Source organism: Acetivibrio straminisolvens JCM 21531, from assembly GCF_000521465.1.
Classification (GTDB): Bacteria; Bacillota; Clostridia; order Acetivibrionales; family Acetivibrionaceae; genus Hungateiclostridium; species Hungateiclostridium straminisolvens.
The window spans coordinates 1-5,939 of sequence record NZ_BAVR01000105.1; the positions used below are offsets into that span (position 1 = coordinate 1).

General features: G+C 39.5%; 6 protein-coding genes and 2 pseudogenes. All 8 read right to left on the reverse strand.

The window, feature by feature from the left end; translation table 11 throughout:
* Positions 1-344: 344 nt before the first annotated feature.
* Positions 345-728 carry a hypothetical protein gene (locus JCM21531_RS16405; protein ID WP_038291439.1) on the reverse strand — a complete coding sequence of 128 codons (384 nt, stop codon included), beginning with the start codon at positions 726-728 and terminating at the stop codon, positions 345-347.
* A complete protein-coding gene (locus JCM21531_RS16410) occupies positions 729-1,511 on the reverse strand; it encodes a hypothetical protein (protein WP_131464561.1) in 783 nt (260 codons plus the stop codon).
* Between the two features lie 100 nt (positions 1,512-1,611).
* Positions 1,612-2,229: pseudogene (locus JCM21531_RS24935) on the reverse strand (reverse transcriptase domain-containing protein); the annotation flags it as partial.
* Between the two features lie 476 nt (positions 2,230-2,705).
* On the reverse strand, positions 2,706-3,089 hold the full coding sequence (locus JCM21531_RS16420) for an Imm50 family immunity protein (protein ID WP_038291444.1): 384 nt from the start codon (positions 3,087-3,089) through the stop codon (positions 2,706-2,708).
* 17 nt (positions 3,090-3,106) lie between these two features.
* A complete protein-coding gene (locus JCM21531_RS19560) occupies positions 3,107-3,721 on the reverse strand; it encodes an HNH/endonuclease VII fold putative polymorphic toxin (protein WP_094184845.1) in 615 nt (204 codons plus the stop codon).
* Positions 3,722-3,792: 71 nt separating this feature from the next.
* Positions 3,793-5,025 (reverse strand): annotated as a pseudogene (locus JCM21531_RS16430) (IS66 family transposase).
* 60 nt (positions 5,026-5,085) lie between these two features.
* On the reverse strand, positions 5,086-5,430 hold the full coding sequence (gene tnpB, locus JCM21531_RS16435; RefSeq protein ID WP_054847171.1) for an IS66 family insertion sequence element accessory protein TnpB: 345 nt from the start codon (positions 5,428-5,430) through the stop codon (positions 5,086-5,088).
* 76 nt (positions 5,431-5,506) lie between these two features.
* Positions 5,507-5,782, reverse strand: coding sequence for an IS66 family insertion sequence element accessory protein TnpA (gene tnpA, locus JCM21531_RS16440; RefSeq protein WP_243467871.1), 276 nt, complete (start codon positions 5,780-5,782; stop codon positions 5,507-5,509).
* Between the last annotated feature and the right edge of the window lie 157 nt (positions 5,783-5,939).

Below are 5,939 nucleotides of genomic sequence, written 5' to 3' on the forward strand. Positions count from 1 at the left end.
CCACAGCTTTTGACTGCAGCACCAACAGGTAGTTTGAAACCTGCACCTGAATGCCGATTTCGAGAGGCCTACTCTCATCTCCTACAAAGCATGATTCATTGCGTTTATTCTCCCTCCTTTTGTCGCAATTCATCTTCAGGACACACTTTGACGCTTACAAACTTTTATCATAGCGTTTCATGATAAACACCTACAACTGGTTTTATTATACCAGCCATTCTGTGTTTCCATCAAATCGGGGGAACTTCATTCTACCTTAAATACATTTTAAATACATTAATAATGAAAGGGCAGGCTGTTACACCTACCCATTAAAATAATTGTATTATATAGCGGTCGAATAACTATTCAATAAGTATTGGTATTTTACCTGATAATTCGATAGTCTGAAAATCACCCTCATTTACTTTCACATAGACCTTGAGTTTTATACTTACTTCATAATCCCCAGGTTCAATGTCTATGGCCCTGCAATCCTCGTACACATCATAAACAATATAATGTGGCTTCTGCTTCGATACTGTAAACGTATTTCTAGGTAAGCCTAGTCGGCATGTAGTATATGTACCAAGCTTTGCTTCATCCCCTTGAATAAGAAGGATCTCCATTAAATCAATTTTCTCTGCTATTTCTACTTCATCATCATCAGTTGACAATTTTACGACAACAGGAATAGTTTTAGTTGTTGATACATATTTACATTCTACCAAATGTATATCAAGCCTCATTTATTTACCCCTCCATCCATTATAATAGTTCTCAAATATATTCATATCTTCTGGCGATAGTCCCATTCGCTTACCCTGCCAAAGATTTGTAGATGTAGCAAACCGTTCAACAAACTCATCACTTAAACCATTCCATACTTTTGGGTTAGCACCTAACTTATTATACTGCCTTAAGTGCCTAACTTCGTGTAATATTGTGTTCGCCATAACCTTGGAGTTTCCTATATTCTTGTTAATGTCAATAATTAGATTACCTCTAACATCCAGTCTAAATACACCCAAATCTTCAGATGAAGTGAAAAAATTACGTGATGTTGAGTTATATAAATCTCTTATTTTATTCGCATAAGATTTACCAAATGCATTTTCTATCTCAGCAAATGCTGCATCTATTTTCTTTGTAGTACTTAAGTTCGCAAAACTCTCATCTAGTGTGCCTATATAGTTAGATGGGTCTAAGGGTTTCTTCGCAAATCTACCAGCTCCCCAATTTCCATTAGTTTTATTTTTGGACCCCAGACTTATTGAGCCTCTCTCATCAGTAAGGAGCTTTTTAAAATACGATTTCAAGCCTTCTACAAATTTGTTTGTACCCTGCTTTGTGCTGTTATTAATGTTTTCATCTACATCGATCATTATATTTCCATTTTTCGGACCACCAAAGCCCGAAATCGTACCCATTCCTGCACCAATCGTTGCACCTAATATTGCACCGCTAAGAGTATCTTTTATCAAACTTCCAACATCAAAGGATTTTTTTCTTTTGTTGTTACTATGTCCCAAACTTGACTCGTAACATTAGTTGTAAAACTATCTACTGCTCCATTTAACGCACCTGTCATCGCTCCTTGTGCGACACTCTTAAGCACTTGTTGCCCGGTACTCTTAAGAGCTTGTGAAGATATAAGAGTTGGATGAGCTTGCTCTGGTTAACCGTGTCGAAGTACTTTTCTAAATCCAGGTCAACTACATATTTGTAACCTTCCGTAATATTGGCTTTGCACATCTTGAGTGCATCATGCGCACTTCTTCCCGGTCGAAATCCAAAGCTATTGTCTGAAAACTGCTTTTCAAAAATGGGAGTTAGTACCTGGCATATTGCTTGCTGGATTAGCCTATCTACGACTGTCGGCATCCCCAGCTTCCTCGTTTTCTCGTTTCCCTTAGGTATTTCTACCCTCCTGACGGGTCTTGGTCGGTACTTCCCGTCCCGGATAGATTGCAGGAGTTCCTCCCGGCGTTCTTTCAGGTAGGACATAAGTTTATCCACCTCGCCTATGATTCTCTTCACTTGCTTGTATGCTCGGTTCAGATTCGCTCAGCTTAGGATTTGCTCCTGCAGTCCTTCTGTCCGCATACTCGTGTCGGTGATGTCGGTTTCAGTCATCCTCCGTGACTCACACACTTCCGCATACTCTCTCTGTTCCGTAGTTACCCTTTGAGGATAGCCTTCTTTTTGAAGTTGTCTGTGCTTATTACCGCCACTCTCGGTGACTTTCATTGACCTTCACCCCCTCTGGTTCGGCCCTTCCTCCATACCGTCGACTGTATCGAGTACTATGACCTCTGCTGACTTCTCACGGTAAATCTTGTTTCAACCGGGCTTCTTACTCAGTTTCCACCCGTCCACGAGACCTCCCCAGGTAAGAACACAATCTTTCTTTCCATCTATCTGCCACATCTACAGTGCTTGGTCCGGGTAGTTATTGGACTTCAGTTTGATGCGCAACCTTTTCCTCCTTGCACTGCCTATATGTGGTTTCTGTCCGCCAGACCAGAGATTTGCCGCCGACTTCCTTCAGATTCCACTTCGCGATGGACACCCTTGTTTTAGGCTATACACTTCCCACTACCAGGGCGTGTTCGGGACTTTCACCCGTTAGATTGCGCCCATGCTTGGCGCACGCAAAAGGTTACACTATCCAAAACTGTGTGACCTTTGCGTTAGACATACTTTCCAACTACAACTATTACAATTTATTCATTTTCTATTATTGGTTTAATATTCTGAACACGTGCAATACCGAATCTGCAATTAATACAACAATTGTTGTTTAAGCTAAATTTAAAAATATACTTTTTATTCTCCTCGCTCATATAAAAGGATTCGATATACATTTTTGTTTTATTAATATCAACCATGAGCTCTTCTATTCCGAATATTTCTAGTCTAATATAGACTTTATCCCACTTTTCCCATTTTTTCGGTGGATTTAGTACTTTACTTTGAGTCTCAATACATATTTCCATTCTAGCAGTAATTAACTGCCAACTTATATTAGTTATTTCAGCACCTTTAAAAATATCAATATTTCCAAAAATATTTTCTAATACAAATGCATTATCAATTCCTACATACATACATTCATTCCTCCTTCCTATTTTCTATTTCTATAATTAAAATAATAGTGTTCTTTAATTCCAAGCACCTTATCGTTTTTAGGATTTGTAGAAGGTCTAACATTAAAATGCAAAGGTTGGTTTCCAGTACCAGAGCTATATGTATGTCCGTAAGAGTGATCCTGAATTACTACCGAGGAAATTGGATTACCTTGTGCATCAAATTTCCCATTAACTGAATACGTAAGCTCTCTCGAATATACGAAATTTTTATTTTGACCTAAAATCATATTTCCATTTTCATCTACAAGAGGTACCATATTCTGACCGTCTGGTTTCTGCGATTTTGGAATACCTAAATCTTTCTTGATAGTATTTAGAGCTTGCTTTCTAGATACAGGCTGATTACCAGTTCCCTTACCTGTTTGTGTTCTATCCGCTCTCCCATTACCAACTCCAGCATTTCCATTAGTTTCATTTTTCGGACCAAACCTTATTGAGCCTCTCTCATCAGTAAGAATCTTTTTAAGATAAGATTTCGCACCTTCTATAAATTTGCTTGTCTCCTGTTTGATTCTGTTATTAAGCTCTTTATCTAAGTCTCTTATTTTGTTTCCATATTTTGAATCAGCAAATCCCGCAATAGCCCCCATTCCTGCGCCAACTGTTGCACCAAGAAGAGTGTCCTACGGCTCCGGCTACTGCTCCTGCAGTAGCATAGCAACTACACTTCCTCCCACGCATATTTTTCAGGTTCTGTTCTTTTGGATTTCGGTATAAACACGTTAGGTGGTATTTTCGTGCTGCCGGGCAGCAAATCAGCAAACGAATTTACATACCCCAACTTCCCAAGGTTGGGGGCTTGAGTAAATATCCACGACAAATATTCAAACGGGTTTAATCCATTCTCTTTTGCAGTTTCAGCAAGACTGTAATAAACTGCACTCGCTCTCGCTCCACTTGGCGTATTGCTGAAAAGCCAGTTCTTGCGTCCGATTACGAATGGCTTAATACTACGCTCAGCTCGGTTATTTGATATCTTCAACCGCCCATCCGTTATATACCTCTCAAGATATTTACGCTGGGACTGGGCATATTGTACTGCTTTACCAAAATGGGTTTTGGGCAGTACATTTAATTTCCCTATCCAATCGTAAAATTCATCTATGAGAGGCTTAGACTGCTTTTCTCGTTCTTTTAACCGGTTTTCAGGGCATAGCAATGCAAACTGCTTCTCTAAATGAAACAGTTTATCGCAATATGCTACTCCCTTTGCAGCATTAGATGTTGGTTGCTTATCTTTGGGTAGGGCTTCCATTGCGTCAAAAAATTTTCGTGGTACTTATCTGATGTTTTGCCTCCCCGCTCGTTCTGAACAGCCACATGTAACTCTTCGACTGTGCTGACTTCCCAGATTCTTTTAGCACCTGCACAACCGTTTCGTCTGCATGCAGTACCTCATGCTCACACAGCCGCTTCTTCATTTCCTCATATATCGGTTCCAACCAGTCCTCACAGGCTGTAATAAGCCAATTTGACATTGTCTGCCTTGAAATCGGAATGCCGTTTTGCTTCCATTCCTGTTCCTGACGATATAATGGAGACTACCGCAATCCGGGCAAATACTATCCTTTTCGGGTAACTTGTGCTCAATTACCTCCATCGGTAAATCTTCAGGAAGCTTATCTGTTGTTAGACGAGTCCTCTTACGGTAATGAGTTTTTACTTCTATCCTTTGTGGCTCGGAAACTGCTAAATTGTGAGTCTCCTCATCTTCGTTAAAAAGATTGAGTTGCTCAATCTTTGTTTGCTCGCTGGATACACCGAATTGTTTACGCTTTGAAAGGCGTATTTGTTCCATGAACCATTGGACTTGTTGTTCCAATTCAGTAATCCTTCGCTCTTTTTCTTCAATTATATCAAGTAATTTTTCTACTGAAGTTTCTTGTTTCTTCATAGGATAATACTACTATAAAAATACATTGAATCCAGCTTTTTCATACTTTTAAAGAATTTTTTATAAAATTTGACGCTCTAAAACTTCCTTTCGGCTAAGCTTTTTTTCTAATCTGGCACTGTCAATAAGGCAAGCTAATTCGTTTACATCAAGAATCATTGTAGCGGAATCTTCTTCTGTTGGCCAACGAAACCGCCCTCGTTCCAATCGCTTAAAGTACAGCCAAAACCCGTCTCCATCCCATTCAAGGATTTTAATCCTGTTTCTATTTCTGTTACAGAACACAAATAGTGCATCCGCAAACGGGTCAAGGGAAAAGCTCTCTTGCACAAGTGTTATCAGGCCGTTGATTGATTTTCTCATATCAGTAAACTTTCGCAAAGATACACAGGTTTTTCGTTCCATCTTATCATAGCGACATCAACACCTGGCAAACTTTTTTCAACAATTCTAAGTTTGTTTCCGTGTTTACAGCGACATTTCAGCCATTAATTTCCAATGTGGCTTTTGCGGAGTGTGCCGGCTTCGGTGCAAGCTGCATCCATCCGCTTGGTACTTCGGTTTTGGATTCTTTTTCTCCTCCAAGTACTGTACACTTTGCTTTACTCACTTTCTTCTGCCAATAATAGTATGTGGCTTTGCTTATTCCATTCGTTAAGCAAAATTCTTTGATACTTTGCCCACTTTCAAGCCGGGTTTGTATTAATTCCGCCCACTTAGATAATTGTTGTTCAGATGTTACTTTTTGCATGTCCATACAATCACCCCGTTTAATTATTTCTATTTGACTTGTGCAGTAAAATGTAAAACTTTATGCAGCGACCCCTAATTTGGCAACTACATCATCAAGACTTACCCCTTTTTCTGCACAAGAGTATGCAAACTTGGCAATACAGACCATATATTGTTTGCGG

Bases quoted from the DNA above. Each gene is read 5' to 3' on its own strand.
- tnpA (WP_243467871.1), bottom strand. From the start codon at position 5,782: ATGGACATGCAAAAAGTAACATCTGAACAACAATTATCTAAGTGGGCG.
- JCM21531_RS16420 (WP_038291444.1), bottom strand. From the start codon at position 3,089: ATGTATGTAGGAATTGATAATGCATTTGTATTAGAAAATATTTTTGGA.
- tnpB (WP_054847171.1), bottom strand. From the start codon at position 5,430: ATGGAACGAAAAACCTGTGTATCTTTGCGAAAGTTTACTGATATGAGA.
- JCM21531_RS16405 (WP_038291439.1), bottom strand. From the start codon at position 728: ATGAGGCTTGATATACATTTGGTAGAATGTAAATATGTATCAACAACT.
- JCM21531_RS19560 (WP_094184845.1), bottom strand. From the start codon at position 3,721: ATGGGGGCTATTGCGGGATTTGCTGATTCAAAATATGGAAACAAAATA.